Here is a 25,116-nt window from a genome sequence, read left to right on the forward strand (position 1 = left end):
GGGTGGCAACCCTTAGACAGAGCGCCTGAAACCGGACGTTCCGAAAAGGCCAAATCCTGACATGACCACCGCCGCTCTCATCGTCGCCGCAGGTCGCGGCCTGCGCGCCGGGGGCGGTGAGCCAAAGCAATGGCGGCCGATCGCCGGGCGGCCGATGGTCGAGCATACGATTGCGGCGTTTCAGGCCGTGCCGGGAATCGGACAGATCGCTTTGGTGCTGCATCCCGATGACATGCACCGGCGGACGGATTTCGAGGCGCGGGGCATCCTTGTCGCCACTGGCGGCGCCGAGCGGGCCGCTTCGGTGCAGTCGGGGCTGGAGGCCCTGTCGGACTCCGGAGCGACACGCGTGCTGATCCACGACGCCGCGCGGCCCTGCGTCAGCGCAACGGTGATCGAGAGCGTGATCGGGGCGCTGGAGGCCGGCGCTCTGGCTGCCGCACCGGCGCTGGCGGTGGTCGATGCGCTCTGGACCGGCGAGAACGGAAAGGTGAGCGGCACCCGCGACCGCACCGGCCTGTTCCGGGCGCAGACGCCGCAGGGCTTCGACCTTGCTGCGATCCGGGCCGCCCATGCTGCCCATCCGGGCGGGGCCGCCGACGACGTAGAGGTCGCGCGGGCATATGGGCTGGACGTTGCAATGCTTCCCGGCGACGAGGACAACTTCAAAGTAACGCTGGCGCAGGATTTTCTCCGCGCCGAGAATATCCTGCGAGGCAAGATGGATGTAAGGCTTGGGAATGGGTTCGACGTGCACGCGTTCGGGGCCGGCGATCATGTCACGCTCTGCGGGGTGCAGGTACCGCATGGGCGCGGGCTGGTCGGACATTCCGACGCCGACGTCGGGATGCACGCGGTGACGGATGCGATCTATGGCGCGCTCGCGCAGGGCGATATCGGCCGGCACTTTCCGCCCAGCGATCCGCAGTGGAAGGGCGCCGACAGCCGGGTTTTCCTGCGCCATGCTGTCGACCTTGCCCGCGAGATGGGTTTCCGCCTGACCAACGTTGACTGCACGCTGATCTGCGAAGCGCCCAAGATCGCCCCTCATGCCGAAGCGATGTGCGCGGCCATGGCGGCGGCCCTGGGCATCGAGCAATCGCGGGTTTCGGTAAAGGCGACAACCTCTGAGAAACTGGGCTTTACCGGCCGGGGCGAAGGCATCGCCGCCATCGCCACCGCGACGCTGGTGGCACCATGAAGCTGATCGCACAGTCCATCGGCACGGTCTGCGGGGTCGGCTATCTGCGCCCTGCCCCCGGCACCTGGGGCTCGGCAGTTGCGCTACCGCTGGCCTGGGCGCTGCACACGCTGGGTGGCTTTCCTGTCCTGCTTGGCGCCGCGGTCGTGGTCTTCGTACTGGGGATCTGGGCGACCACCGAAATGACCAAGGCCTCGGCGAACCATGACCCCTCCGAAATCGTGGTGGACGAGGTGGTGGGCCAGTTCGTCGCCCTGCTGCCGCTGTCCTGGGCCGCCTGGCGCATGGAGTTGCCGATCACCGCGCTCTGGCCCGGATGGGTTGCGGCCTTCGTGCTGTTCCGCCTCTTCGACGTCTGGAAACCCGGCCCTGTCGGCTGGGCCGACCGCCGTAACGATCCGGCGGGAGTGATGCTGGATGACGTGATCGCGGGCGTCCTGGCCGCAGCCGGGGTGAGGCTGATGGCCTGGGTCGCGCATGGGTGATGGGGCGATGAACGTCGCCGCGCTGCTGGAGGCTGCCCGCGCGCAGGGTGTGCATATCGCCACGGCCGAAAGTTGCACCGGCGGCATGGTCGCGGCGGCGCTGACCGATGTTCCGGGCTCTTCCGACGTGGTCGAGCGCGGCTTCGTGACCTACTCCAACGCGGCGAAGATGGACATGCTGGGCGTCCGGAAAGCGACGCTCGACGCCCATGGCGCGGTCTCCGAGGAGGTTGCCCGCGAGATGGCGGAGGGCGCGTTGGCCCATGCGCCGGTGGAACTCGCAGTCTCCATCACCGGCATTGCCGGACCGGGCGGATCGGAGTTCAAGCCCGAGGGCCGGGCCTGCTTCGGCCTTGCCGCCAAGAACCGCCCGACCTTAGTGGAAACCGTCGAATTCGGCGCCCTCGGCCGCGCAGAGGTGCGGGTCGCCGCAAGGGACCACGCGTTGAAACTGCTGATGAACGCACTGGACGCCGGCGCGTCTTCCTGACGGGCCTCAAACTGGCCGCTTATCCCGCCTCGGATGCGCAGGGAGTGCGTCCCGGCCAGTACAGCCATCCCGCACTGCGGAACGCCCCCCAGACAGGCGCCTGCGCCACGACATAAACCCAGTCGCCGACCGCTTCGTGTTCGAACATGACGTAGTCGCCGGGCGAAAGCTGACCGATAGGGTGCAGCGGCTCGTGATAGCCATAGTAGAGCGGTGTCACCGGCCCGGTCCAGCCGAGGCAGCCCCATTGCCCGTCCATCCGTATCGGCAGATCGGTCAGCACCTTGCGAAAGGCCATGTCCGGCATGTCGAGCCAGGTGCGGTTGGTGTCGACGCGACAGCCATGTTCGGCCTCGAGAGAGACGATCCGGGCAATCGTAGATTGGGCAGCCTCGCCGAGGGTCACCGTCTGCGTGGTGCAATCGGAATTGTCGAAGATCGCTTGGCCGAGCGGTGAGGTGAAGCAATAGCCGGCACGGTCCATCAGCAGGTTGCGGGTGAACCAGACATCCTCGCAGCCTTCGATTGCGAAGGCCGGAAGTGGAAGCAGCATCAGGAGCAGGGCAAGCAGGCGCATGGCGAAACTCTCGCCCCGGCAGGGCCTTGCGTCAAGCGGTGCCGTAAAGCTGCGCCGCGCGCGTCTCGAAGGCGCGCACGATGCGGTGCATCGCCTCGTTGAAGACGACGCCGATCACCTTCTGCAGGATCGCGTTTCGGAACTCGAAATCGACATCGAAGGAGACGGTGCATCCGGTATCGGTGGGCGTGAAGACCCAGGTGGACTTCAGGTATTTGAAGGGACCGTCGAGGTATTCGGTGTCGATCCGCAGATCTGCCGGCCAGAGCGTCACCCGGCTGCCAAAGCGTTCGCGAAAGACCTTGAAGGAAATCACCAAGTCGGCGTCCATCACCTGTTTCTCCCCCTCTTCGCGGGTCGAGCGGATACGCGCGGCGGCGCACCAGGGCAGGAACTCGGGGTATTTCGCCACGTCGGCCACCAGGTCATACATCTGCCGGGCATCATAGGGCAGCTGGCGGGTCTCGGCGTGTCTGGTCATCGGGTCGGCGGCTCGTGTTGGGTCGGGGCTGATGTCCTATTTATGGGCGCAAAGTTCAAGGGCCGCGGCCATTTCGACGCAGCGGCTGGAATTGTCCGGGCCCTGCTTGTAAGTCTGGCGCCTGCGGGCGCCTCGCCCCGCTCAACTGGGGATGCCAGAATGCCGGACCGGGCTTACGTGATCGACGAGATGATCTCGGCCAAGGCCATCGCCGCTCGAATCGAAGCGCTGAGCCGCGAGATCAAGGCGGAGTTCTCGGACACCGACAAGCTTGTGGTCGTCGGTCTGCTGCGCGGCAGCTTCGTCTTCATCGCCGACCTGGTGCGCGAGCTGGACCTGCCGATCGAAGTCGATTTCCTCGAAGCCTCCTCCTATGGCAATGCGATGGAGAGCAGCCGGGAAGTGCGCATCCTCAAGGACCTGCGCGGCGCAATCGAGGGTCGTGACGTGCTGGTGGTCGAGGATATCGTCGATACAGGCTATACACTGAGCCATGTCATCAACCTGCTCAAAAGCCGCAAGCCGCGCAAACTCAAGTCCATCGCGCTGCTCGACAAACCCTCGCGCCGCGAGGTCGATTTCCGCGCGGACTGGATCGGTTTCGAGATCCCGGACGAATTCGTCGTCGGCTATGGCATCGACTTCGCCCAGCGGAACCGAAACCTGCCCTGCATCGGCAAGGTGCGCTTTATCGACTAAGGTGTGGCAGACCGTTTTCCTTCGAGGAATTCGCCCCCGCCACTGAACGCCGCCTGTTTTCCGCGCCGGAAAACAGGCCGAAATCATCGCAGGATTTCTACTGCGACCGGACGTAAGAACCTTTCAGCCCCCTTTGGGCTGGCCTTTTCTGCGCCTGCACTGTATGCGCCGCGCAACACATCCCACAAAAGGCCGAACCATGGATCTGCGCAACATCGCGATCATCGCACACGTCGACCACGGCAAGACCACCCTGGTCGATGCCATGCTCAAGCAATCCGGCGCGTTCCGGGAAAACCAGGCCGTTGCCGAACGGGCGATGGATTCCAACGATCTCGAACGTGAACGCGGCATCACTATCCTCGCCAAGGCCACCTCGGTCGAATGGAAAGGCGTGCGCATCAACATCGTCGACACCCCCGGCCACGCCGACTTCGGCGGCGAAGTGGAGCGGATCCTGTCGATGGTCGACGGCGTGGTGCTGCTGGTGGACGCCGCCGAAGGCCCGATGCCGCAGACCAAGTTCGTGACATCCAAGGCGCTGGCCCTCGGCCTGCGCCCCATCGTCGTGCTGAACAAGGTCGACAAGCCCGACGCCGAACCCGACCGTGCGCTGGACGAATGCTTTGACCTCTTCGCCAACCTCGGTGCCGATGACAACCAGCTCGACTTCCCGACGCTTTACGCATCGGGCCGCGCCGGCTGGGCCGACGACACGCTCGAAGGCGAGCGCAAGGACCTGGGCGCGCTCTTCGACCTGATCGTCAAGCACGTCCCCATCCCCTCCCAGGTGGCGCGCCGGAACGAGCCCTTCTCGATGCTGGCCACGACGCTGGCCGCCGACCCGTTCATCGGTCGCATCCTCACCGGTCGGGTCGAGACCGGCACCCTGCGCACCGGCGCCAGCGTCAAGGCCCTGGCCCGCGATGGTAGCCTGATCGAGAACTTCCGCATCACCAAGATCCTGGCCTTCCGCGGCCTGTCGCAGACCGCAATCGACGTGGCCGAGGCCGGCGACATCGTCACCCTGGCCGGCATGAGCAAGGCCACCGTTGCCGACACCATCGCCGCCCCCGAGATCACCGCGCCGATCCCGGCCCAGCCGATCGACCCGCCGACCATCACCGTGACCTTCGGCATCAACGACTCGCCGCTGGCGGGCCGAGACGGCAAGAAGGTGCAGTCGCGCGTCATCCGTGACCGCCTGATGAAGGAAGCCGAAACCAACGTCGCGATCCATGTCGCCGACACCCCCGGTGGCGAGGCCTTCGAGGTCTCCGGCCGTGGCGAACTGCAGATGGGCGTTCTGATCGAGAACATGCGCCGTGAAGGGTTCGAACTGTCGATCTCGCGCCCGCAGGTGATCCTGCGCGACGAAGGCGGCCAGCGGATGGAGCCGATCGAAGAAGTCACCATCGACGTGGATGACGACTATTCCGGCGTGGTGATCGAGAAGATCACCGGCACCCGCAAGGGTGAGCTGGTCGAGATGAAGCCCGCCGGCGTTGGCAAGACCCGCATCATCGCGCTGGTCCCCTCGCGCGGCCTGATCGGCTATCACGGCGAATTCCTGACCGACACGCGCGGCACCGGCGTGCTGAACCGCGTGTTCCACAGCTGGGCGCCCTACAAGGGCGCCATCCCCGGCCGCCGCGCCGGCGTGCTGATCTCGATGGAGAACGGTGTCTCGGTCGCCTACGCGCTCTGGAACCTGGAAGAACGCGGCCGCCTCTTCATCGGCGCGCAGGAACAAATCTACGAGGGCATGATCATCGGCGAACACAGCCGTGACAACGACCTCGAGGTGAACCCGCTCAAGGGCAAGAAGCTGACCAACATCCGCGCCTCGGGCACGGACGAGGCGGTGCGCCTGACGACCCCTATCACCATGACCCTGGAACAGGCCATAGCCTATATCGACGATGACGAGCTGGTCGAGGTCACGCCGAACTCGATCCGCCTGCGCAAGCGCCACCTCGACCCGCACGAGCGCAAGCGGGCCTCGAAGGCCGCCTCTTAAGCGGCCAGACCAGAGAATGAAAAAGGCCGGGACAGTGTCCCGGCCTTTTGCATTTCGGCTTGCCGCCTCGGCGACAGGATTACTCGCTGGTCTCGACGATCAGCAGCTCGCGCTCCGAGGCCCCGCGGGCGTGGTTCAACGCCGCCTGGTAGGTCTCGGAATTGTAGCAGCTTTCCGCGGCTTCGACCGAAGGGAAGGTCGCCACCACGTTGCGCGGACGGGCACGGCCTTCGAGCTGGACGAAACGCCCGCCCCGCGCGATGAACTTGCCGCCGTGGGCGGCAATCGCCTCGGTCGCAAGCTTGGCGTATTTCGAGTAGGCGTCTTCGTCGGTAACGGTTACGTGGGCAATCCAGAGTGCCGGCATTCTATTCTCCAATTACCGCTTCTGCGGCCTTGATCGCTTCGGCGGCGTTGGCAACGTCCGCGCCTCCGCCCTGTGCCATGTCGGGGCGGCCACCGCCACCCTTGCCGCCCAGTTTCTCGACCGCGGCGCGCACCAGGTCAACCGCCGAGAGCGTACCGGTCAGATCGGCCGTCACGCCGGCCGCGACCGCTGCCTTGCCGCCGGTATCGGCGATCAGCAGCACCGCGCCCGAGCCGAGCCGAGCCTTGTGTTCATCGATCAGCGCCGGCAGATCCTTGCCCGAGACGCCCGAAAGCACCTGGGCGTGGAAGGCAACGCCGTTGATCTTCTGCGCCTCGGTCCCGGCCGACGCACCGCCGCCCATCGCCAGTTCGCGGCGCAACTGGGCAACCTCATTGGCCAGAGCCTTGCGTTCATCCAGCAGTGCCTTGAGGCGCGACATGACCTCGTCACGGCCAACCTTCAGCAGTGCCTCGACCTCGGCAAGACGCGCATCGCGCGCGCGCAGTTCGGCCAGCGCCAGCTCGCCAGTCAGCGCCTCGATCCGGCGAACGCCGGCGGAGGAAGCCGACTCGGAGGTGAGGGCAAAGGCGCCGATATCGCCGGTGCGGATGACATGGGTGCCCCCGCAGAGTTCCAGTGAATAGGTCTTGCCGTCCGTCCCCTTGCCGGTATCGGCGCGGCCCATCGAGACCACGCGCACCTCGTCGCCGTATTTCTCGCCAAACAGCGCCTGCGCGCCAAGCGCGCGGGCGTCATCGGGCGTCATGATCCGGGTTTCGACGGGGGTATTCTGGCGGATAAAGGCGTTGACCTCGCGCTCGACCGCATCGAGTTCCTCGCGGCTCATCGCCTTGTTGTGGCTGAAGTCGAAGCGCAAACGGTCCGCCGCGTTGAGCGAGCCGCGCTGTGCCACGTGATCGCCAAGCGCCTCGCGCAGCGCCTCGTGCAGCAGGTGGGTTGCCGAGTGGTTGGCGCGGATCGCGCTGCGGCGGGCATGGTCGACCTCGACGCCGACCGGATCGCCAACCGAGAGCTTGGCCCCAGCGGGCACGTTCTCGACGTAATGTGCGACCAGCTTGCCACCGGCCATGCGCTTGGTGTCGCTGACCCAGACGCGATCGGTCTGGCTGTCGAGCCGCCAAAGGTTGCCGGTGTCACCCACCTGGCCACCGGATTCACCGTAGAACGGCGTCTGGTTCAGCACGATCCAGCCGGTCTCGCCGGCCCCGAGTTCCTTCACCGCCGCGTTGTCGCGGACGATGGCTACGACCTGGCCCTCGGCGCTCTCGGTGTCGTAGCCGAGGAAGTCGGTCGCGCCGTGCTTGTCGGCCACGTCGAACCAGACGGTGGCGTCGGCGGCCTCGCCCGAGCCGGCCCAGGCCGCGCGGGCCTGCGCCTTCTGGGCGGCCATGGCCTCGTCGAAGCCCTCGGTTGCGACAGTCATGCCCTTCTCGCGTAGCGCGTCCTGGGTAAGGTCGAGCGGGAAGCCGTAGGTGTCGTAGAGCTTGAAGGCCGCCTCGCCCGGCAGCTCCTTGCCCTCGCCCAACAGGGCGATCTCGTCGTCGAGCAGCTTGAGGCCACGGTCGAGCGTCGTCTTGAAGCGAGTTTCCTCAAGCTTCAGCGTCTCTTCGATCAGCGCCTGGGCGCGGACGAGTTCCGGATAGGCCGTGCCCATCTGGCGGACCAGCGCCGGCACCAGGCGGTGCATCAGCGGATCCTTGGCGCCCAGCAGGTGCGCGTGGCGCATGGCGCGGCGCATGATCCGGCGCAGCACGTAGCCGCGGCCGTCATTGGACGGCATCACGCCGTCGGCCATCAGGAATGAGGTCGAGCGCAGGTGGTCGGCGATCACCCGGTGATGCACCTTGCCCGGCCCGTCGGGGTCGCTGCTGGTGGCATGGGCGCTGGCCTCGATCAGGCTGCGGATGAGGTCGGTAGAATAGTTGTCATTGGTGCCCTGCAGCAGCGCCGCTACCCGCTCGATCCCCATGCCGGTGTCGATGCTCTGCGCAGCGAGCTCCCGGCGCGAGCCGTCCTCGAACTGTTCGTATTGCATGAACACGAGGTTCCAGATTTCGACAAAACGGTCGCCGTCTTCTTCCGGCGACCCCGGAGGGCCTCCCCAGTACTTGTCGCCGTGGTCGAAGAAGATCTCGGTGCATGGGCCGCAGGGGCCTGTGGGGCCCATCATCCAGAAGTTGTCATTGGTGGCGATGCGGATGATCCGGCTCTCGGGCACGCCGACTTTTTTCCAGATCTCGGCCGCCTCGTCATCGGTATGGTATACGGTGACATAGAGGCGGTTCTTGTCGATCCCGAAATCCTTGGTGATCAGTTCCCAGGCGAAGGGGATCGCGTCGGTCTTGAAATAGTCGCCGAACGAGAAGTTCCCGAGCATCTCGAAGAAGGTATGGTGGCGCGCGGTATAGCCGACGTTGTCGAGGTCGTTGTGCTTGCCGCCGGCGCGCACGCATTTCTGCGCGGTGGTCGCGCGCTTGTAGTCGCGCGTCTCCACACCGGTGAAGAGGTTCTTGAACTGCACCATCCCGGAGTTGGTGAACATCAGCGTCGGGTCGTTGCGCGGCACCAGCGGGCTGCTGGCCACGACCCGGTGGCCCTGACGTTCGAAATAGCCAAGGAAGGTGGACCGGATGTCGTTCAGGGAGATCATTGTGTTCGGGCTCTGGTTTGCGGGTTGGTGTGGTTTATCCCCCTGCCCCCGCCCTGTCCACAGGCTGACGCGCCGCGCGCCCCAAAACGCAACAAGGCAGGCGCGGTGCCTGCCTTGTCCTGTGGGATCAGTGGCGGGGCGATTAGCCCTCCATCACATCGTCGTCTTCACCGTCGGGGCCGCCGGTCATGTCGAAGTCGAGCCCGTGGCTGGCGCGGATCTTGTCCTCGATGGCCGAGGCGATGACCGGGTTGTCGCGCAGGAACTGCTTGGCGTTCTCGCGGCCCTGGCCGATGCGCTCGTCCCCGTATGAGAACCAGGCGCCCGACTTGTTCACCACGCCGGCCAGCACGCCCAGGTCTAGAAGTTCGCCGGTCTTCGAGATGCCTTCACCATACATGATGTCGAATTCCACCTGCTTGAACGGCGGGGCGACCTTGTTCTTGACCACCTTCACGCGGGTGGCGTTGCCGACGATTTCGTCGCGGTCCTTCACCGAACCGATACGACGGATGTCGAGGCGGACCGAGGAATAGAACTTGAGCGCGTTGCCGCCGGTCGTCGTCTCGGGCGAGCCATGCATTGCGACTTGCTGATCGAGCCGGTCAGCTTGCGCATGGCCTTGCTCATCAGGCGGGCCTGCACGCCGACGCTCGAATCGGCCATGTCGCCCTCGAGTTCGGACTTCGGCGTCAGCGCCGCGACCGAATCGACGATGACCATGTTGACCGCGCCGGAGCGCACCAGCGTATCGGTGATCTCGAGCGCCTGTTCCCCGGTATCGGGCTGGCTGATCAGCAGCTCGTCGATATCGACGCCCAGCTTGCGGGCGTACTGCGGGTCGAGCGCGTGCTCGGCGTCGACGAAGGCGCAGACGCCGCCCTTCTTCTGCTGTTCGGCGATGCAGTGAAGCGTCAGCGTGGTCTTGCCCGAGCTTTCCGGGCCATAGATCTCGATGATGCGACCCATCGGCAGGCCGCCGATGCCGAGCGCGATGTCGAGGCCCAGCGAACCGGTCGAGCTGGCCTCGATCTCGGTGATCGCGCCGGCTGACCCGAGCTTCATGATCGAGCCCTTGCCGAACTGGCGTTCGATCTGCGCCAGCGCGCTATCAAGGGCCTTTTGCTTGTCGGAGTTCTTCCGGTTGTCCATCGAGAGTAGATCCGCCATGTCCTGTTCCCTATCTTATTGTCACACCCTGCGCGGGGCGGCAATCGCTGCTTTGTTCGCCTCTTGTTCCAGTTAGGACCAAAAGGAGAACATTTCAATCTAAATCTTCCCACCGCCAGTTTTTCCGGTCAGGGTTAAGGAGTGGTTTACGTAGACCACTCTGGTCCGAATTATTCGCCTGGGAGCGCAGATGCTGGTTTTCCATGCCGAAAGGCTGGTGTTTCTCTCGGTGCCCAAGACCGGTACGACAGCCTATGAATCCGCGCTACGTGACCGCGCCGACATGGTTGTTTCCAACCCGCCGGACCTCAAGCACGCCTCCAACTATCGCTATCACCGCTTCTTTCGTCCGATCTTCGACAAGGTCTGCGGTGTCGACATGGAAACCATGGCGGTGGTGCGCGAACCCATAAGCTGGCTTGGCAGCTGGTATCGCTACCGGCGCCGGCCCGCCATGTCCGGGCATCCCAATGGCACCCATGACCTGAGTTTCGACGACTTCGTCGAAGCCTGGATGAGCGGCGACAGGCCGGGCTTCGCCGATGTCGGCAGCCAGACCAAGTTCCTCGAACCGCATCCCAAGGGCGCGCGGGTCACGCATCTGTTCCGCTACGAGGCGCCCGCGCGGCTCGACGCGTTTCTAGAAGCGCGGCTTGGCCGGCGTCCGGTGACCGCGCGCGAGAATGTCTCGCCTGCAATGGATCTCGTACTGTCGCCGAAGGTGGAAGACCGCCTGCGGCGGAAATGCGCGGCGGAATTCGAACTCTACGAGTCGATTCCCTGAGGCTCAGTGCAGCTGCTGGTGCACGGTCTCGGTCAGCTGGTTCAGCGAGAATGGCTTGGACAGGAAAACCGAGTTGGGCACTGACACCAAGCCGCCGTCGAAGGCGCCCTCGGCATAGCCCGAGACGAAGACGACCCGGACATTCGGCCGCGCTTTCAAAGCCTCACGCACCCAGCTCGGGCCATCCATACCCGGCATCACCACGTCGGTGACGAAGATGTCGACCGCCAGTTCCGGGTCTTCGAGGGTGCGCAACGCTTCCTCTGCCGATTCTGCCTCGAGCACGGTATAGCCGCGCAGGCGCAGCGCCCGGCTGGCAAAGGCCCTCACGGGTGCCTCGTCCTCGACAAGCAGCACCACGCCGACGCCGTGTTTCGGTTGGGCTGGGCGTTTTGGCGGCGCGGCGGTCGGCACCGGCTGCACCTCGCACCGATGAGCTGGGAAATACATGGTGAACGACGCCCCCTCGCCCAGCACGCTGTCGACGAAGATATACCCGCCGGTCTGCTTGACGATGCCATAGGCCGTGGAAAGCCCCAGCCCGGTACCCTCTCCCGTGCGCTTGGTGGTGTAGAAGGGTTCGAAGACCTTGGACAGCTTGTCCGGAGCGATCCCGGTGCCCCCGTCGATCACCCGCACACAGACATATTCACCGGGTGGAACCGTGGCCCTGTCTCGCTGCAGGGGGTGCGCCAGGGTGGCAATCTCGGTCTCGATCCGGATCTCGCCGCCCTCCGGCATCGCGTCACGGGCATTGACGACGAGGTTCATCAGCACCTGTTCCAGTTGTCGTTTGTCCGCGCGGATCGGGCTGAGCACCGGGTCATGGCGCAGCGTCAGCGTGACCCTTTCACCCACCAGCCGGTTCAGCAGGTGGGTCAGGTCAGCCAGCGTGTCGCGCAAGTCGATGACCTCGGGGCGCAGTGTCTGCTTGCGCGAGAAGGCCAGCAACTGGCTGACCAGCGCGGCAGCGCGATTGGCATTCTGGTTGACCTGCACCAAGTCGCCATAGTCCGGGTCGCCCTGGTCGTGCCGCAGCAACAACAGGTCGCAATGCCCTGAAATCGCGGTGAGAAGGTTATTGAAGTCATGCGCCACGCCGCCGGCGAGTTGGCCGATGGCCTGCATCTTCTGGCTTTGAACGAACTGCGCCTCGAGCGTCTTGAGTTCGGTTGCATCGCTCAGCACAGCAATCAGCCTCGTCTCGCCGCGTTCCGTAACCCGGCTAAGCGTGACCTGAACGAAGATTTCCTTGTCGGTCCGGCTGAGCCGCAGGAACTCGGAATTGTTCGCTTGGCCGCCCGCAATCGTCGCTTCGAGCCAATCGGCAATCGGACGGCCAAGCCCCTCCATCACCGCTTCCATCTTCGTTTCCGGCCCGATCTCAGCTCCGATCAACGCCATAGCGAGAGTGTTGGCAGCAAGGATGCGACCCGATGGCGCGATCTTGAGCATCGGCACCGGGATCGTTTCGAACACGCTCGCATGGTCGGGGGCCGCTTCGCGCAGGATCGGCAGCAAGCATAGCACGCGACGTCCCGGTCCTGTCTCGCCCTCGCTGACGATCACCTCCTTCAAGCCATCAGCCGTGCGGATGCGGTTGATCGCACCGGGCATCACCGGCAACGAGTCGAATAGTGCTTCGAGCGAATTGATCGGACCGCCGGCCAGCCTGCGCGCGGCCTCGTTCGTCAAATGCACGCGACCCGAGCGATCCAGGGTCAGCATCGGCACCGGCAGGGTCTCGGCGTTGCGGTTGGCGTTGTCTGGATCGGCGAAATCCTCGATCCGCCAGAGGAAACCGCCTGCCAGCGCCTGAACCGAAATACGCAAATGCCCTATCCGATGGATGACTTCTTCACGCAGCGCGCCTTCGCGCCGGGCACGAGCCTGCAACCGGTAGATCATCGAAGCGGGATTGGCAAAAAGGCCGCGCAGCGTGCCGGTGAGGCTGTCGCAGCCGCTGTCGGAAAAGCGCCGCTCCGCGGCGGCGTTGCGCCACAGGATGGCCCCCTCGCCATCGGCTACAAGGCTTGGCCTCGCATCCCGCCCGATGATGTTGTCCAACAGATCAGCCGTCTTGCGGCGTCCGTATCGCATGGCAGCTTGTCGCAATGCGACGGCGGCGGCGACTAGCGCGAACGTCAGTCCAAGGACCATACCGGCGTTGGGGAGCGGATCGGGCGGCCGCAGCAGCAAGGTGACGCCAAGGATGCTTCCCGCCATCAGGACCAGCACTAGCACCCGTGCCGATGGCGGAACGGGCTGGCTGATATCCAATGGCCGGTCCGGACGCAGGGACACTCGGGCAAGGCTCCGTGATGGATTCGCTCTCCTGAAGGTTCACGCCAAATTCGTTAATCTTTCGTTAACCCCCGCGAATGCGCGTAAAGGGATTTCACGCCGTGGTGGCCCAGGCCAGATGCGCCGCGAAGAAGCCGTCGGTTCCGCCGGTCAGCGACCAACGCTTCTGGAACACCGGCGAAAGAGTTGAATTGCGCGCCGCAAATCTTTGGATTTGCTCTTCATTCTCATCCTGCAGCACCGAACACGTCGCATAGGCGAGCAAGCCTCCGGGCGCCAACAGGGCAACCGCCTCATCGAGAATCGCGGCCTGCGTGACAAGCAAGCCGGTCAGTTGCGCCTCGGTCAGGCGCCATTTTCCATCCGGTGCGCGCCGCCACGAGCCGCTGCCCGAACAGGGGACGTCGCAGAGGATCAGGTCGAACTGTCCCGCCCGTTTCAGCGCCTTGGTGTCCAGCAACTTGATCCGAGCGCCAGCCCGCTCTGCCCGTGCCGGCAGATCGTTCAGCCGTTGTGGCGCGGCGTCATGGGCGAAAAGGTCGAACCGCCCGCGCGCGGCGATGGCAAGCGTCTTGCCCCCGCCGCCGGCGCAATAGTCGAGCACGCGCATCCCGTCCTTCAGCGGCAAAGTCTCGACCACTGCCTGCGAGGCGGCATCCTGCAGTTCGACAAGTCCGTCGCGATAGGCGGCGGCATTGCGCAGCTTGCGCGCCCCCTCGGTCACTTCCAGCGCGGTCGCCGCGGCGGGATGCGGTTGCGCGGCGATACCCTCCCTGGCCAGCGCGGCAATCGCGCCCGATGGATCGGTTCGGGCGATGTTCACGCGCAAATGCACCGGGGCGCGGTGTTTCAGGGCCTCGGCCGCCGCCAGGGCCTCGTCGCCAAGGCTGGCCTCGAAACGCGGCCAGAGCCAGTCCGGAATGTCGGCAGCCTCGGCCCCCAGCACGGGCTCCCGCCCGCCCGAGCGCTCTTCGGCCGACATCACCTCCGGCGCGTAACCGCCTCCGGTAAAAAGGTTTTCCGGGTTCTCCCCGTTGCGGCGCAGAAGGCCGAGCATGATGCCGCGCCCGGTCTCGCCGCCGCCAATCGCCGCCAGAGAACGTCGCGCCCGAAGGCCGTCGAAGACATGATCGCGCACCACCGCCCGGTCGCCCGAACCGGCAAAGCGGCTGGCCCGCCCCCAAGCGGTCAGCACCTGTTCGGCGGGTGCGCCGGCAAGGATCCGGTCAAGGCATTCGATGGCCGCCTGCACCCGCGCTGCGGGGGTCATGCGCTTACATCGCCCGGTAGTTCGGGCTTTCGCGGGTGATCGTCACGTCGTGGACGTGGCTTTCGCTGAGTCCGGCGCCGGTGATCTTCACGAACTGGCAGTTCTTGCGCATCTCGTCGATGGTGGCGCAGCCGGTATAGCCCATCGCCGCCCGCAGGCCGCCGACGAGCTGGTGGATCACCGCCGATGCCGCGCCCTTGTAGGGCACCTGGCCTTCGATCCCCTCGGGCACCAGCTTGTCGGAAGCCGCGTCCTTCTGGAAGTAGCGATCGGCCGAACCCCGCGCCATCGCGCCGAGGCTCCCCATGCCGCGGTAGCTCTTGAAGCTGCGGCCCTGATAGAGAATGACCTCGCCCGGCGACTCGTCGGTCCCGGCGATCATCGAGCCAACCATGGCGCAGGAGGCCCCTGCCGCAATCGCCTTGGCGAAGTCGCCCGAGAACTTGATGCCGCCGTCGGCGATCACCGGCACATCGCCAGCTGCGGCAGCGCAATCCATGATCGCGGTCAGCTGTGGCACACCGACGCCTGCGACGATACGGGTGGTGCAGATCGAACCGGGGCCGATCCCGACCTTGATCGCATCCGCGCCCGCGTCGATCAGCGCTCGCGTCGCCGCGCCCGTAGCGACGTTGCCGGCCACCACCTGCACCTCGTTCGAAAGTTTCTTGGCCCGCTCCACTGCCTTGGCAACGCCTTCGGAGTGGCCATGCGCGGTGTCGATGACGATCATGTCGACGCCCGCATCCACCAGCGCCTCGGCCCGCTCGAAGCCCGCGTCACCCACGGTCGAGGCCGCGGCGACCCGCAGGCGGCCCAGCGCGTCCTTGCAGGCGGTCGGGTTCAGCACCGCCTGTTCGGTGTCCTTCAGAGTGAGCAGGCCGGTCAGCTTGCCGTTCTTGTCGGTGACCAGCAGCTTCTCGATCCGGCGCGCCTTCATCAGGCTGATCGCCTCGTCACGGTCCGCCGGCTCGACCAGCACGGCGAGTTTGTCGCTGGTCATCATCACCCGGACCGGGGTGCGGTCGTCACTGGCGAAGCGCATGTCGCGGTTGGTCACGATGCCAACAACGCGGCCAGTCTCGTCCACCACCGGGAAGCCGGTGACGTTGTAGCGTTCCTGCAGGGCCTTGGCATCGGCCAGCGTCTGGTCGGCCCGCAGGGTGATCGGGTTGTAGACGATGCCGGATTCGAAGCGCTTCACCCGGCGGATCTCTTCCGCCTGCTTCAGGATGTCGAGGTTGCGGTGCACCACGCCGATCCCGCCGGCCTGGGCCATTGCGATGGCCATGCGCGCCTCGGTCACGGTATCCATCGCACTGGAAAGCAAGGGAATGTTCATCGCGATCGACCGCGTCACGCGGGTGCGCGTGTCAGCCGTCGAGGGCAGCACCGAACTTGCCGCCGGCACCAGTAGAACGTCATCAAAGGTGAGCGCCTCACGAATCTGCATCGCCGAATCCTCAAGCAGTGTCCCGTTGGCGGCCACCCTATCGCACGGTTTGTCGACGGGGGAAAGGGGGGCACAATATCTGGCTGCGTTCCGCAAGATCCGCTCTTCACCCCGGCTGCAAGAACGGGCAGATTGGGGCAATGTCCGAACTTTCAGATGACCCCGTCGGCGCCTGCCTGTCGCGCCTGAATGCCCTCGCCGATCCCGAGCGGGCGGCGCAGGCGCTAGTTTATCACAAGGTGCCACGCGCCTATCTCGGCATCGCCGTGCCGGTCTTGACCGAGTTGGCCAAGGACCTGCGCGCACAGACCGACCTTGAAGGCCGGATCGCCCTGGCCGATGGCCTGTGGCAAAGCGACATCCACGAGGCACGCATCCTTGCGGCCAAGCTGCTGACCCAGGCCCGCATCCGGCCCGACGAGGCAGTGTGGCGGCTGATCGTTTCCTGGGTGCCCACCTTCGACGCCTGGGCCATCGCCGATCACGCCTGCGACGCGGGCGAGCGGCGACTGCTGGCCGACCCCTCACGCCTCGATGAGGTCGAGGAATGGACTCGCTCCGAGCATATGTGGACCCGCCGCGCCGCGCTGGTCATCACCCTGCCCTGGACCAAGCAGAACCATCCGTCGGAGGCCGATTTGGCCGTCCGCGACCGCGTGCTGGGCTGGGCCGCCAGATATGTCGACGACCGTGACTGGTTCATCCAGAAGGCCATCGCCTGGTGGCTGCGCGACCTGGGCAAGCACGCCCCGGCCCGCGCCCGGGCCTTCCTCGACGAATACGGTGCGCGCCTGAAGCCCTTCGCCCGCAAGGAGGCCGGACGGCTGCTCGGCTGATCCGGTGCATGGCCCCTTGCCGCCTTCCCCCGCGAGGCTTAGGTTCTGCACCATGAACGCACCGCTCATCGACCCCTTTGCCCGCGCGATCACCTACCTGCGCGTCTCGGTCACCGACCGCTGCGACTTCCGCTGCGTCTATTGCATGTCCGAAAACATGACCTTCCTGCCCAAGAAGGAACTGCTGACGCTGGAAGAGCTCGACCGCATGTGCTCGACCTTTGTGCGGCTGGGCGTCGAGAAATTGCGCATCACCGGGGGCGAGCCGCTGGTGCGCAAGGGCATCATGACCTTCTTCCGCTCGATGACGCGGCACCTTGAGTCCGGCGCACTCAGAGAGCTGACGGTCACCACCAACGGGTCGCAGCTCGAGAAATACGCGGCCGAGTTGCGCGATGCGGGGGTGCGGCGGATCAACGTCTCGCTAGATACGCTGGACGAGAAGAAATTTGCCGACATCACCCGCTGGGGCCGCCTGCCCCAGGTGCTGCGCGGGATCGACGCGGCACAGGCGGCGGGGCTGAGGATCAAGATCAACGCTGTCGCGCTCAAGGGGTTCAACGAAGAGGAACTGCCGCGCATCACCGCGTGGTGCGCTGAGCGCGACATGGACCTGACCTGGATCGAGGTCATGCCGATGGGCGACATCGGCAACGAGAACCGGCTCGGGCAGTTCTGGTCCTTGAGTGACGTTCGCGCGGCCTATGCGCAGAATTACACCGTCACCGATCTGGCCGAGCGCACCGGCGGGCCGGCGCGCTATGTGCGGCTGGAAGAGACCGGTCAGAAGATCGGCTTCATCACGCCGCTCTCGCACAACTTCTGCGAAAGCTGCAACCGGGTGCGGCTGACCTGCACCGGCGAGCTTTACATGTGCCTCGGGCAGGAAGACATGGCCGACCTGCGCGCCCCGCTGCGCGCGCATCCCGACAGCGATGCGCCGCTCGAGGACGCCATCCGCGCCGCCATTTCGCACAAGCCGAAGGGCCACGACTTCGACTATTCGCGCCAGCGGCTCGACGGGCAGATGTCGCGTCACATGAGCCACACGGGCGGTTGATGTCGCCCCCACGCGCCGCGGAGCCGCTGTCGCTGACGGCCTATCGCTGGCTGACCTCCGCCCTGCTGCCCTTCTTCCTGCGCTCGGTCACGCGAAAGCTGCGCGAAGCGCAGGTGCCCGAGGCCCGGCTTGGCGAGAAGGACGGCCGCCCAAGCCTGCCACGCCCCAGCGCGCCGCTGGTCTGGCTCCATGCCGCCAGCGTCGGAGAAAGCCTGTTGGTGCTGACGTTGATAGGCAAGCTGGCCGAGCGTCTGCCCGGCCACGAATTCCTCATCACATCCGGCACCGCCACCTCGGCCGCGATGCTGGCAAAACGGATGCCGCCGCGCTGCCGCCACCAGTTCGCGCCGCTCGACGCACCCGGCCCGGTGCGGCGCTTTCTCGACCATTGGAGGCCGGTTGCCGGGATCTTCGTCGAAAGCGAACTCTGGCCGCTACTGCTGACCGAGGCCGACAAGCGCGGCATCCCCATGGCCCTCATGAACGCAAGGCTTTCGGAACGGTCGGTCAAGGGCTGGTCCCGCTTCCCCGCCGCCTCGGCCCGCGTGCTGGCCCCGTTCCGGATGATGGTGGCGCAGAACGCACAGGCGGCAGAGAACCTTCTAACGATGGGCGGCGATCCCGAGCGGGTCTCGACCGGAGGCAACCTGAAGTCGACCTCCGCTCCCCTGCCCGTCGACCAGGCGGTGCTGGCGCGTCTGAACCAGAGCCTGGGCGGGCGTCCGGTCTGGGCGGCCAGTTCCACCCATCCCGGCGAAGAGGAGATCGTGCTGGAAGCGCATCGCGCGCTTCTGGCCAAGCGCCCCGACCTCTGCATGATCCTGGTGCCCCGCCACCCGGAGCGTGGCGATGAGGTCGAGAACCTCGTCAAGAGTGCCGGAATGGCACAGGCCAGACGCAGCAAGGACGAATGGCCGGACGCCGCGCAAGTCTATCTCGCCGACACGCTGGGCGAGACCGGCACCTGGTATGCCGCCGCCCCCATCGTCTTTCTCGGCGGCTCGCTCAAGCCCATGATCGGCGGGCACAACCCCTTCGAGCCGGCGCAGGCTGGCGCGGCGGTGCTGACCGGGCCACATGTGGCGAACTTCTCGGAAACCTTCGCCCCGCTGCGCGCCGCGGGCGGGGCGCTGGAAGTCAGCGACGCACAGGCGCTCGCACAGGCCATCTCGCGTTGGCTGGGCGATCCCGACCGGCTGGCGCAGGCGCGCAGCGCCGCCCGCCATTTCGCAGCCGAACGCGGTGCCTCGCTCGACGGGCTGGCCGACCAGCTTTGCAGGGCGCTGGATCTTGGGGAAACGGATGCCTGACCTCTTCGTCACCAACCTCAACCCGAATTTCACCGGCGTCTCGGCCACCGCGGCAAACGTCATCCGCCAGCAAGTGGCCCGCCATGACCTCAAGCTGGTCGGCTACCCCCTGCCCGGCTGCCCCGCGCCGATCTCGCTCGCCGAGGCGCGCCGCCTGTCGGGCACCACCCCGCCGGGCCGGCCCTTCGCCATCTGGCATGTGCGCCGCAACCCCGAGATGCGCGCCGGCATCTGGGCGCGCGACGTGTTGAAGCTGCCGATCCGGCTGGTCTTCACCTCGGCCGCCCAGCGCCGGCACTCGGCCTTTCCGCGCTGGCTGATCTCGCGGATGGACGCGGTGATCGCCACCACCGAGGCGGCGGCAAGCTTTGTGCCGCATGTGCGCGCCGTGGTGCCGCACGGGGTCGATACCGACCTGTTCCGCCCCGCCCCCGACCGCGCCGCCGCCTGGGCCGCGCTGGGATACGGCGGCACCATGGGCATCGCCACCGTCGGCCGGGTGCGCCCCGAGAAGGGCACCGACCTTTTCGTCGAGGCGATGCTGCGGCTGCTGCCCGAGATGCCGCGGGTGACCGCCCTAGTCGTCGGGCGCGCGGGCCGCGAGCATCAGAAGTTCGACCTCACGCTCAAGGACCGGGTGCAGCGGGCCGGGATGGCCGACCGCATCCGCTTCATCGGAGAGATCCCGCCCGAGCGGCTGGCCGCGCTGATGCCGGCCCTGTCGCTGGTGATGCAGCTGCCCCGTTACGAGGGCTACGGCATGGCCCCGCTCGAAGGCATGGCCTGCGCCACGCCCTTCGTGGCCTCTGACGCCGGTTATTACACCGCCTTCTCGGCGCAGGGACGCACCGGCACGGTAGTTCCGCAGGAAGCCGCGACCGCCGCTGCCGAAGCGGCCCGAGCACTGCTGTCCGACCCCGCCCGATATGCGGCCGCCGCAGATGCCGCGCGCGAAGTGGCCGAGGCACAGTTCAGCGCCCGCGCCGAGGCCGAGGGGATCGGCGCGGTCTACGACATGCTCTGGTCCCGCTAGGGGACGGCGGGCGCGGCGACCTGCGCGCAGGCGCGCGCAGGAGCGCCGGACGGCGTCAGGCCGCCGGCATCCGCCGTTCGACGATCTCGGCCCACCAGGAGCAACCGGCCGGAATCGCCTCGTCGTTGAAGTTGTACATCGGGTGGTGCACCATCGCAGTATCGCCATTGCCGACCAGGATATAGGCGCCGGGGCGTTCTTCGAGCATGAAGGCGAAATCCTCGCCGCCCATCACCAGCGGGGCCTCCTCGCAGCCGCCCGAAACCGCGCGCGCCACTTCGGCGGCGAACTCGGTCTGCTCTTCGTGGTTCACCATGACGGGGTAGCCGCGGTTGTATTTCACCTCGACCGAGCCGCCGAAGGTCGCCGCGATACCGGTGCAGATCTCCTTGATCCGCCGCTCGGACAGGTCGCGCATCTCCTTGCTCATGGTGCGGACCGTGCCCTTGATCTGCACCTTCTGCGGAATCACGTTGAAGGCCTTTGAAGAGGTCTCGAACGAGGTCACCGAAACCACGACCTTGTCGATCGGGTCGGCGTTGCGGCTGGCGATGGTCTGCAGCGCCAGCACGGCTTGCGCCGCCATTACCGTGGTGTCGATCGTCTCATGCGGCTTGGCCGCATGGCCGCCCTTGCCCTCGAAGCTGATGTCGAACTGGTCGGTCGCCGCAAAGAAGGCGCCCGGCCGGATCGAGAAGCTGCCCACCGGCTTGCCTGGCCAGTTGTGCATCCCATAGACCTCCTGGATGCCCCAACGGTCCATCATGCCGTCGTCGCACATCTCCTTGCCGCCGCCGCCGCCTTCCTCGGCGGGCTGGAAGATCACCACCACCGTGCCGTCGAAATTGCGCGTCTCGGCCAGGTATTTCGCTGCGCCGAGCAGCATTGCCGTGTGTCCGTCGTGGCCGCAGGCGTGCATGGCGTTTGCGGTCTTGCTGGCATAGGCCACGCCGGTCTGTTCATGGATCGGCAGCGCGTCCATGTCGGCGCGCAGGCCGATGACCTTGCCCGAGGCGTTGCTCTTGCCCCGGATCACGCCGACGACGCCGGTCCGTCCGATGCCGGTCACAACCTCGTCGCAGCCGAAGTCCTTCAGCTTCTCCGCCACCAGCGCCGAGGTGCGGTGGGTCTCGAACAGGATTTCGGGATGGGCGTGGATGTCCTGGCGCCACTCGGCGATTTCGCTCTGCATTTCAGCGATACGGTTCTTGACGGGCATGATCGGTCCTTTCGGTTAAGTCTTGCCGCGCATACTCTGCCCGAATCCGGCGTTGTCAACGGCGCCGCGCGTGCGGAACGCAAGGGAAGCCCGAAGCTGCCGACGGATCAGGCGAAGGGCAGGCGCTGTTCGGCCAGCGTCGCGAACCAGCTGCTGCCCGCCGGGATCGCCTCGTCGTTGAACTCGTAGGCGGGGTTGTGGAGGTCGGCGCTGGGGCCGTTGCCGATCAGCATGTAGCAGCCGGGGCGCACGGCCAGCATGTCGGCGAAGTCCTCCGCGGCCATGTCGGGGCGGATCGTCGTATTTACCTCGCCGGCCACTAGCTCGGCCGCCCGGATCGCATGGGCGGTGTTCTCCGGCGCGTTCAGCACCGGGCCGACGCTGCGGGTATAGGTCACCTCGGCACTGGCGCCATAGGCGGCGGCGGTGGAAGCGGCGAGCGTCTCGATCCTCTCCACCAGGAGCGACTGCAGCGCGGGGTCGAAGAACCGCGTCGTGCCGCGCAGCACGATCCGGTCAGGGATCACGTTATAGGCGGTCGACTCCGACTCGAGCCCGCAAATCGACAGCACCGCCGTCTTCAGCGGATCTACATTGCGCGCCACCACCGATTGAAGCGCCATAACCACGGCGCAGGCGGCCAGCGTCGTGTCCACCGCCAGCGCTGGGCGGGCGCCATGACCGCCGACACCGCGCACGGTGATCTCGAATCCGTCGGCCGCGGCCAGCAGCGGACCGTCCTTCACGGCGAAGGACCCGACTGGCAGCCCTGGCCAGTTGTGCATCCCGTAAACCTCCTGGATGCCCCAACGCTCCATCACCCCGTCGGCGATCATCGCCTTCGCACCGCCACCTCCCTCTTCGGCGGGCTGGAACAGAAGCACCACGGTGCCGTCGAAGTTGCGCGTCTCGGCCAGGTATTGTGCCGCGCCCAGCAGCATTGTCGTATGACCGTCATGGCCGCAGGCATGCATCCGTCCGGGAATGGTCGAGACATGGTCCACCCCGCTGCGCTCGATCAGCGGCAGGGCGTCCATGTCGGCGCGAAAGCCGATAGCGCGGTTGCTTGTCGTAGTCCTGCCCCGGATCACGCCGACAACGCCGGTCCCTGCGATGCCTTCGACCACCTCGTCACATCCCCATTCTCGCAGCCGTTCTGCAACCAGCGCGGCGGTGCGATGCTCGGCGAAACGCAGCTCGGGGTGGGCGTGGATATCCCGACGGATGGCGGTCAGCGCAGGCAGTCGGTCGGCGATGCTGTTCTTGACGGGCATGGTGTGGCGCCTTGGCTATGACCTCTATGGAGTCCCCACTGGCTGCACAGCCGAGGGCTATGCGGCCGGCATCTTCCGTTCCACCACTTCGGCAAACCACGAACAGCCCACCGGGATGATCTCGTCGTTGAAGTTGTATTTCGGGTGATGGACCATAGCCCCCTCGCCATTGCCGAGGAAGATATAGGCGCCGGGGCGCTCTTCCAGCATGAAGGAGAAGTCCTCGCCCGCCATGATCGGCGGCGTGTTGCGTTCGACCTTGCCGGTGACGACCTCGGCCACTTCGGCGGCGAAATCGGTATTGGCCTCGGCATTCACAGTGATCGGATAGCCGCGCTGATAGTTGATCTGCGCGGTGGCGCCATAGGCCTGGACGGTGGCGGTGACGATGGCCTTGAGACGCTCCTCGGCCAGGTCGCGGACCTTGGCATCCAGCGCCCGCACCGTTCCGCGCAGCAGCACCGTCTGCGGGATCACGTTGTGGGATTCATTGTCCGAGCGGAAGGTGCAGACCGAGACCACCACCTGCTCGAGCGGATCGACATTGCGCGAGGCGATCGACTGCAGCGCGATCAGGCAGTGCGCGGCCACGAGGTTGGTGTCGATGGCCTGGTGCGGCGCGGCGGCGTGGCCGCCCTTGCCGGTGATGACGATGTCGAACTGGTCGGCCGAGGCCATCATGGCTCCGGGGCGGATGTGGAATTCGCCCGCTGCCTGCTCGGGCATGTTGTGCATCCCGTAGACCTCCTGGATGCCCCAACGCTCCATCATGCCCTCCTCGCACATCACCCGGCCGCCGCCGCCGCCCTCTTCGGCGGGCTGGAAGATCAGCACGACCTTGCCGTCGAAGTTGCGCGTCTCGGCCAGGTATTTCGCCGCCCCCAACAGCATGGCCGTGTGCCCATCATGGCCGCAGGCATGCATCTTGCCGGGATGGGTCGAGGCATAGGGCAGCCCCGTCTGCTCCTCGATCGGCAGCGCGTCCATGTCGGCGCGCAGGCCGATGACCCGGCCCGAGGTATTGGTCCTGCCCTCGATCACCGCGACGATGCCGGTCTGCGCGATACCGGTGGTGATGGCGGTAATGCCGATCTCGCGCAGGCGCTCCTCGACATAGGCCGAGGTCTTGGTCAGGTCGAACTGCAGTTCGGGGATGGTATGAAGGTGCCGGCGCCAGCCAGTGATTTCCTCGTGCATCTCGGCAAGGCGGTTCTTGATCGGCATCGGGTCATCCTTCCTGCAATCGTGTCACCAGCCGGTCGGCAAAGGCGCAGCCGGCGTTGAACTGGGCGACGGTTATGAATTCGTTGGGTTGATGCGCCTGGGCAATGTCGCCGGGGCCGCAGACCACGGCGGAATACCCAGCCGCCTGGAACTGCCCGGCCTCGGTGCCGTAGCTGACCACATGGGTCGCATTGTCGCCGGTGATCGAGCGGACCAGTTCCTCGGCCACACCTTCCTTCTCGGGGCGCAGGCCGGGCACGGCAAACCGGGCATCGACGTCGATCCGCGCCTCGGGGCGGATCTTCTGCATCTCGGCCTCGACCTCGGCGATCCTGCGGCGCACCCGCATGCCCCATTCGCCGATATCGGCATCCGGCACGGCGCGGAAGCCGATGTCGAACCGGCAGTGCTTGGCGGTGATGTTGGCGGCGGTGCCGCCTTCGATCAGCCCACAATGCAGCGTGGTCCAGGGCGGCACGAAGGCCGAGGCGATCAGCGACGGCTCGCGCGCCTGCTCCTCGGCATTCACCTCGTTGGCCCACTGGATGATCTTCGCAGCCTCCATGATGGCGTTGACCCCGGTGTGCATGATCGAGGAATGGACCTCGAAGCCCCAGACATCGACCCAGAACCCCTGCCCGCCCTTGTGACCGGTCACGGCCTGCATCATCGAGGGCTCGCCCACGATCACCGCGGCGCCCTTGGGCAGCACCGGCTGCATAGCCTCGATCATAGGCGGCGCGCCGGTGCAACCGACCTCCTCGTCGAAGGAGAGCGCCAGCTGCATCGGTCGCTTGACCCCGCGCTTGTGCGCCTCGACCAGCGCCCAGATGGCAATGGCGTCAAAGCCCTTCATGTCGCAGGTGCCGCGCCCGAAATACTTGCCGTCGCGTTCGACCACACTGAACGGATCGCTTTCCCAGGGCTGGCCGTCGACCGGCACCACGTCGGTATGGCCCGAGAGCACGATCGCCCCCTCCTCCCACGGGCCGACATGCGCAAAGAGCGCGGCCTTGGGCTCGTCCGGCTTGTAGTAACGATGCGCCGGAATGCCGTGCGAGTTGAGGTAGTCCTCGACCCAGTCGACCAGCGGCAGATTTGTCTCCCGGCTGACCGTCGGGAAAGAGACCAGCTTTTCCATAATCTCGCGCGCCGAGAGTGTTACCGTCATCTTGTGTTCTTTCT

General features: G+C 66.1%; 21 protein-coding genes and 1 pseudogene. 10 read left to right on the forward strand and 12 right to left on the reverse strand.

Going from position 1 to position 25,116, the window contains the following annotated elements:
- Positions 1–61: 61 nt before the first annotated feature.
- From IE266_RS17095 to IE266_RS17105, 3 genes are read left to right on the forward strand one after another with little or no spacing between them, the layout of a single operon-like run.
- Positions 62–1,201 carry a bifunctional 2-C-methyl-D-erythritol 4-phosphate cytidylyltransferase/2-C-methyl-D-erythritol 2,4-cyclodiphosphate synthase gene (locus IE266_RS17095; RefSeq protein WP_189681329.1) on the forward strand — a complete coding sequence of 380 codons (1,140 nt, stop codon included), beginning with the start codon at positions 62–64 and terminating at the stop codon, positions 1,199–1,201.
- Positions 1,198–1,686: a phosphatidylglycerophosphatase A family protein gene (locus tag IE266_RS17100; RefSeq protein ID WP_189681330.1), complete on the forward strand. Its 489-nt coding sequence runs from the start codon at positions 1,198–1,200 to the stop codon at positions 1,684–1,686. Before IE266_RS17095 ends, IE266_RS17100 begins: the two co-directional genes overlap by 4 nt.
- Positions 1,687–1,693: 7 nt before the next feature.
- Complete coding sequence (locus IE266_RS17105; RefSeq protein WP_189681331.1) at positions 1,694–2,176, forward strand: CinA family protein; 483 nt, start codon at positions 1,694–1,696, stop codon at positions 2,174–2,176.
- 19 nt (positions 2,177–2,195) lie between these two features.
- Here the strand turns inward: IE266_RS17105 and IE266_RS17110 are convergent, their stop codons facing one another.
- Together IE266_RS17110 and IE266_RS17115 are read right to left on the reverse strand one after the other, a co-directional pair.
- Entirely contained in the window at positions 2,196–2,753 is a 558-nt protein-coding gene (locus IE266_RS17110) for a DUF4453 domain-containing protein (protein ID WP_189681332.1), read from the reverse strand.
- A 31-nt stretch (positions 2,754–2,784) separates the two neighbouring features.
- Complete coding sequence (locus IE266_RS17115; RefSeq protein WP_189681333.1) at positions 2,785–3,234, reverse strand: type II toxin-antitoxin system RatA family toxin; 450 nt, start codon at positions 3,232–3,234, stop codon at positions 2,785–2,787.
- A gap of 159 nt (positions 3,235–3,393) precedes the next feature.
- On the opposite strand from IE266_RS17115, the gene hpt reads away from it, so the two are divergent.
- Complete coding sequence (hpt, locus tag IE266_RS17120) at positions 3,394–3,933, forward strand: hypoxanthine phosphoribosyltransferase (protein ID WP_189681334.1); 540 nt, start codon at positions 3,394–3,396, stop codon at positions 3,931–3,933.
- A 199-nt stretch (positions 3,934–4,132) separates the two neighbouring features.
- Positions 4,133–5,953, forward strand: a complete 1,821-nt coding sequence (gene typA / locus IE266_RS17125) for a translational GTPase TypA (RefSeq protein WP_189681335.1) — start codon at positions 4,133–4,135, stop codon at positions 5,951–5,953.
- Positions 5,954–6,032: 79 nt separating this feature from the next.
- Here typA and IE266_RS17130 read toward each other — a convergent pair whose 3' ends face one another.
- The 3 genes and pseudogenes from IE266_RS17130 to recA form a co-directional block, all read right to left on the reverse strand.
- Positions 6,033–6,320, reverse strand: a complete 288-nt coding sequence (locus IE266_RS17130) for a DUF1330 domain-containing protein (protein WP_189681336.1) — start codon at positions 6,318–6,320, stop codon at positions 6,033–6,035.
- Position 6,321: 1 nt separating this feature from the next.
- The gene (gene alaS / locus IE266_RS17135) at positions 6,322–8,994 is read right to left on the reverse strand and encodes an alanine--tRNA ligase (RefSeq protein WP_189681337.1); all 2,673 of its coding nucleotides are present in this window, start codon (positions 8,992–8,994) and stop codon (positions 6,322–6,324) included.
- 142 nt (positions 8,995–9,136) lie between these two features.
- A pseudogene (recA, locus tag IE266_RS17140) lies at positions 9,137–10,164 on the reverse strand (recombinase RecA).
- Between the two features lie 190 nt (positions 10,165–10,354).
- On the opposite strand from recA, the gene IE266_RS17145 reads away from it, so the two are divergent.
- Entirely contained in the window at positions 10,355–10,948 is a 594-nt protein-coding gene (locus tag IE266_RS17145; protein WP_189681338.1) for a sulfotransferase family 2 domain-containing protein, read from the forward strand.
- Between the two features lie 3 nt (positions 10,949–10,951).
- On the opposite strand, the gene IE266_RS17150 is transcribed toward IE266_RS17145, so the two are convergent.
- The 3 genes from IE266_RS17150 to guaB all read right to left on the reverse strand — a co-directional run bounded on the left by IE266_RS17150 (position 10,952) and on the right by guaB (position 15,975).
- Positions 10,952–13,174, reverse strand: coding sequence for a hybrid sensor histidine kinase/response regulator (locus IE266_RS17150; protein ID WP_189681417.1), 2,223 nt, complete (start codon positions 13,172–13,174; stop codon positions 10,952–10,954).
- 172 nt (positions 13,175–13,346) lie between these two features.
- Entirely contained in the window at positions 13,347–14,522 is a 1,176-nt protein-coding gene (locus IE266_RS17155) for an RsmB/NOP family class I SAM-dependent RNA methyltransferase (protein WP_189681339.1), read from the reverse strand.
- 4 nt (positions 14,523–14,526) lie between these two features.
- Positions 14,527–15,975, reverse strand: coding sequence for an IMP dehydrogenase (guaB, locus tag IE266_RS17160; protein ID WP_189681340.1), 1,449 nt, complete (start codon positions 15,973–15,975; stop codon positions 14,527–14,529).
- Between the two features lie 140 nt (positions 15,976–16,115).
- Here guaB and IE266_RS17165 point away from each other — a divergent pair, with 140 nt between their 5' ends.
- From IE266_RS17165 to IE266_RS17180, 4 genes are read left to right on the forward strand one after another with little or no spacing between them, the layout of a single operon-like run.
- Entirely contained in the window at positions 16,116–16,811 is a 696-nt protein-coding gene (locus IE266_RS17165; RefSeq protein ID WP_189681341.1) for a DNA alkylation repair protein, read from the forward strand.
- A gap of 52 nt (positions 16,812–16,863) precedes the next feature.
- Positions 16,864–17,871, forward strand: a complete 1,008-nt coding sequence (gene moaA / locus IE266_RS17170; protein WP_189681342.1) for a GTP 3',8-cyclase MoaA — start codon at positions 16,864–16,866, stop codon at positions 17,869–17,871.
- Positions 17,871–19,181 carry a 3-deoxy-D-manno-octulosonic acid transferase gene (locus IE266_RS17175; protein WP_189681343.1) on the forward strand — a complete coding sequence of 437 codons (1,311 nt, stop codon included), beginning with the start codon at positions 17,871–17,873 and terminating at the stop codon, positions 19,179–19,181. Before moaA ends, IE266_RS17175 begins: the two co-directional genes overlap by 1 nt.
- A complete protein-coding gene (locus tag IE266_RS17180) occupies positions 19,174–20,214 on the forward strand; it encodes a glycosyltransferase family 4 protein (RefSeq protein ID WP_189681344.1) in 1,041 nt (346 codons plus the stop codon). The genes IE266_RS17175 and IE266_RS17180 overlap by 8 nt, the downstream gene beginning before the upstream one ends.
- Before the next feature lie 55 nt (positions 20,215–20,269).
- On the opposite strand, the gene IE266_RS17185 is transcribed toward IE266_RS17180, so the two are convergent.
- From IE266_RS17185 to argE, 4 genes are all read right to left on the reverse strand, one after another.
- Positions 20,270–21,433 carry a M20 aminoacylase family protein gene (locus IE266_RS17185; protein WP_189681345.1) on the reverse strand — a complete coding sequence of 388 codons (1,164 nt, stop codon included), beginning with the start codon at positions 21,431–21,433 and terminating at the stop codon, positions 20,270–20,272.
- A gap of 107 nt (positions 21,434–21,540) precedes the next feature.
- A complete protein-coding gene (locus IE266_RS17190; RefSeq protein ID WP_189681346.1) occupies positions 21,541–22,707 on the reverse strand; it encodes a M20 aminoacylase family protein in 1,167 nt (388 codons plus the stop codon).
- A 57-nt stretch (positions 22,708–22,764) separates the two neighbouring features.
- Entirely contained in the window at positions 22,765–23,931 is a 1,167-nt protein-coding gene (locus IE266_RS17195; protein WP_189681347.1) for a M20 aminoacylase family protein, read from the reverse strand.
- 4 nt (positions 23,932–23,935) lie between these two features.
- Entirely contained in the window at positions 23,936–25,102 is a 1,167-nt protein-coding gene (argE, locus tag IE266_RS17200) for an acetylornithine deacetylase (RefSeq protein ID WP_189681348.1), read from the reverse strand.
- Positions 25,103–25,116 lie beyond the last annotated feature (14 nt).

Origin of the sequence: Seohaeicola zhoushanensis (assembly GCF_014656415.1) — a bacterium.
Taxonomy (GTDB): domain Bacteria; phylum Pseudomonadota; class Alphaproteobacteria; order Rhodobacterales; family Rhodobacteraceae; genus Seohaeicola_A; species Seohaeicola_A zhoushanensis.